At 70.8% G+C, this 2,197-nt stretch carries 2 protein-coding genes; both read left to right on the top strand.

All coding sequences use genetic code 11. From position 1 onward, the window contains the following. Positions 1-68 precede the first annotated feature (68 nt). Positions 69-1,034 carry a hypothetical protein gene (locus D7X55_RS38715; protein WP_120553176.1) on the top strand — a complete coding sequence of 322 codons (966 nt, stop codon included), beginning with the start codon at positions 69-71 and terminating at the stop codon, positions 1,032-1,034. A gap of 14 nt (positions 1,035-1,048) precedes the next feature. Continuing rightward, positions 1,049-2,197 (top strand): DUF1565 domain-containing protein (locus tag D7X55_RS38720; RefSeq protein WP_121725652.1); only part of this gene is annotated, 1,149 nt, incomplete at its 3' end.

Below are 2,197 nucleotides of genomic sequence, written 5' to 3' on the forward strand. Positions count from 1 at the left end.
CTGTCCCACCACGCGGGTCCGCGAATCCTGACCTTGCGAGGAGGACGGGTCAGGGAGAAAGTGCTCCCGTGTTGATCCCCTTCCTCGCCGCGCTCACCCTGGTGGTCGCCCAGGCGCCCGCGCCTCCCTCCTCCGCGAAACCCGTCACCGTGTTGCTGGCGCCCACGGACGTGACGCGGGGAACGCCGCGCTACCTCGTTGGAACCGCCCAGGAGCATGTGGCCGAGCAGCTCAAGGCCCGGGGCCTGGAGGTGATCCGCGTGGAGGACGTGACGCGCACGCTGCCGAAGAGGAAGCGCACGGCGATGATGCGCTGCAACCGCACGCAGCCGTCCTGCATCGCGTCGCTGGGCGTGGCGGCGAAGACGGACGTGGTGATGGTGACGGAGATTGGCCCGTACCTGAACGCGTACAAGGCGGGCGTGCGCGTGTACACGGCGCAGGACGGCGCGCCGCTGGTGGAGCAGTCCGTCCCCGGCGTGAGCGAGGACCAGGTGCTGGACGCGCTCAACAAGTCGCTGGACGTGGTGGTGCCGCGCACGCTGCGGGTCCTGCGTCCGGAGCCGGTGGCGCCGCCGGTGACGCCGCCGGTGGCGCAGCAGACGCCCAACGTGACGCCGGGCGTGAAGCAGCCGGTGCCGGGGCCGGACCTGACGCCGGGCGTGCAGCCGCCCACGGAGCTGGGGCTGACGGACACGCCGACGGTGGAGACGCCGGGACGGCGCAAGTGGGCCTGGGTGCCGGCGGCGGGCGGCGTGGTGCTCGCGGGCGTGGGGACGGTGTTCTTCGTGCAGTCGCGCGGCAAGTACAACGAGCTGACCGAGGGCACGGGGCCGCTGCCGGACGGGCAGGACGTGAAGAACTCCGGCAAGCGCGCGCAGACGATTGGCGTGGTGGGGATTGGCGTGGGCGCGGCGGCCATCGCGGCGGGCGCGCTGATGTACTTCCTGCCGGTGAAAGAGACGAACGTTCAGCCGTCCGTGACGCTCACGCCGCAAGGCGGTGGTTTGAGTCTGGCCGGGACGTGGCAGTGAGCTCGGGGAGAACCATGCGAAACCTCTGGAAGGTCGGCGCGCTGAGCGCGGTGTTCGGTGCGGTGCTCGGCATGGGTGGCTGCCAGGACTTCGACGCGGCCTATGAGGAATGCCAGGACGCGGGCCGCTGTGACGTGAAGGACGGCGGTGGTGGTGGAGATGGAGGTAGCGACGCGGGCGATGCCGGTGACGCGGGCTATGACTGCGTCCCGAGCAGCGGGCCGGACTTCCCCGACGAATTGGGGAAGGACACGGACTGCGATGGCGTGGATGGTGACCCCGCGCTGGGCTTCTTCGTGGATCCGCTGTCGGGGAGTGACGACGTGGGGACCCAGGGTACCCGGGACGCACCGCTGAAGACCGTCTCCCGAGCGCTCCAGTTGGTCGGCCAGTCCGACGGCGGCAAGAGCCTCGTGTACCTCGCGACGGGAACGTACTCCGAGCCCACGCCCCTGGAGGTCACGGTGCCCGTGTCCCTGCATGGCGGCTATGAGCACAGCGGGACGAACTGGCTGCGTCCGAAGAGTGAAGCCAGCAGTGTCCTCGTGGGCGCGCCGTACGCGGTCACGGTGCGAAACGTCATCAAGGGCCCCGTGCTCTTCGACCGGATCCACATCCGCTCGACCACGCTTGGCACCTCGGGAGCTCCGTCCGTCGCGCTTCGCGCTGTGAACGTGCAGGAGCTGCGGCTGCGCGACTCCATCGTGGAGGCGGGCCGAGGCGCGAATGGCACGGATGGCCCGGCGGGTGACGCGGGAGTGGCCGGCGGCCAGGGCTTCCCGGGCGACGACGGAACGCTCACCAACTCGCCCGAGGGCGGAGATGGAGGCATCGCGAGCTGCGAGGGCGCCTTCGAAGGCGGCCGCGGTGGTGGCGGTGGCATCCTCAACAGCGGGGGGCTCGGCGCGACCGGGACCCCGGACGTCGATGGCGGCACGGGAGGAACGCGTGGCGCGGTGGGCACCGTGGATGCATGCGTCAACAACCGCTGCAACTGCGAGGCAGGAGACGGTGGAACCGGAAGCCGCGGTCCCGATGGGCATGAGGGCACACCGGGGATGGATGGAGGCGCGGGACCGGGCCTCATGCGTCCTGAAGCGGTCTGGCAGGACCAGCAGACAGGGGCCAGCGGCCGCAATGGCGGCAACGGTGGAGGCGGAGGT

The sequence above is a fragment of the Corallococcus sp. AB049A genome, from assembly GCF_003668885.1.
Lineage (GTDB): Bacteria > Myxococcota > Myxococcia > Myxococcales > Myxococcaceae > Corallococcus > Corallococcus interemptor.